Here is a 1,551-nt window from a genome sequence, read left to right on the forward strand (position 1 = left end):
ATTGACGAAGCTAGAGACGACATTAACCGTGCTCGTAGTGACCTTGACATTGCCCAGGAAGAACTCAACCAGACGAAAATAGACCTTAATGATTCCCGTGAACGGCTGGAAGATGCGGAAGATAATCTACGGAATGCACGTGAAGATTTAAACCAGTTAGAAAGTGACCTGCGTGAAGCGGAAAATAGCTTACGGGATAAGGTTGATTTTGTTGATTTCAACGAAAGAATTGCGGATATTACGCGGGATATGGCATCAAAGGTTGATGGTGAGTGGGTTGACGGACGGTTACGGGTTGAGATTGACGGAGAATCCGAATTAATCTACGTCAAGGAAGATATTGACGGGATGTTTGAGAATACAGTATCCAAAACCAAGTACGAGACCGACCAAGAAGGCTATGTCGAGCGGTTTAAAGATTACGAAACAAATATTGAGCAAACGTGGAGAGAAATAAACGCTCGTCTAAAAAGCGCGGATTACAACGCAGACCAAAATCGTTTAGAAAATAGACTTGCGGAGTGGGAAGCTACTGCTGACGGGTTTAAGCAGAGTGTTAGTAGGTTGCAAACGGATTTGGATGGGTTGGAGATTGGTGGGCGGAATTTAGTTCTGAACTCAAAGACATCTCTTACGACCGTAAATATCGGTCAATGGGGACATGCAGGTATGTTAAAAGTTCCGATTGACGGAATTAAGGTAAGTCACGGTGACACAGTAACTTTTAGTGTGTATGTTTCAGATATACCGAGCGGAGAGTCGGTTTATGCACGATTAGATTGGTATAGAGCAGACGGAACTTACGGAAATGTAACAAACTCATCCGGTAGAAGAACTACTGACGGAATTATAAAAATTACAGCAAAAGTCCCTGATGATTCTTCTTATGTAGAAGTAAGAGGAAGAATAATGCCTGTAGGTTGGACTAGCGTATATCCGATTAAATATATGCATGATCAACTCGAAAAAGGCAACAAAGCCACCGACTGGTCACCAGCTCCCGAGGACCAAATCACCTACACCGAAACCCGAATCGAACAACTAGCCGATAAAATCGCGCTAGAATACATCAAAGACGACGACCTTATTGCAGGTATCCGAATAGGAGACCCGAACCCAATCAACGGGGCAAACGTGGAGATTACTGGTGATACAGCTATTTACGGGGAAATCACCGCACCATTAGCGACATTTATTGAAATCTCAACTAAGCAAATGTACGCTATAGACGCAGAAATTAAAGATAGCAAAATCACCGGAAAACTCGACGCCAATGAAGCTTTATTTCAAAAGGGGAAATTCGACGAAGCCCACCTTATCAAAGCGAAAATCGAAGAAGCTGACATCATTGACGCAGATATTCAAAATGCGACGATTACCGGCTCGTTAAATTCAGTAGGAGGTACGTTTACCGGACGATTAGAAGGTGTAGATGGTACGTTTACAGGTAAGTTGCGAGGGGCCCTCATTGAAGGTTCGGAGTTTATTTCTGAAGAGGAACTAGGTTTGACTAGACGGAAGACAAAGGTAGATGTCGATGGCGTCACTGTT

General features: G+C 43.4%; 1 protein-coding gene. It reads left to right on the forward strand.

Features of this window, described 5'->3' with window-relative positions; genetic code table 11:
• Positions 1-1,551: hypothetical protein (locus IEX94_RS19450; protein WP_188859908.1), on the forward strand; the 1,551-nt coding region annotated here is incomplete at both ends.

It is taken from the genome of Oceanobacillus indicireducens (genome assembly GCF_014647195.1).
Classification (GTDB): Bacteria; Bacillota; Bacilli; order Bacillales; family Amphibacillaceae; genus Oceanobacillus; species Oceanobacillus indicireducens.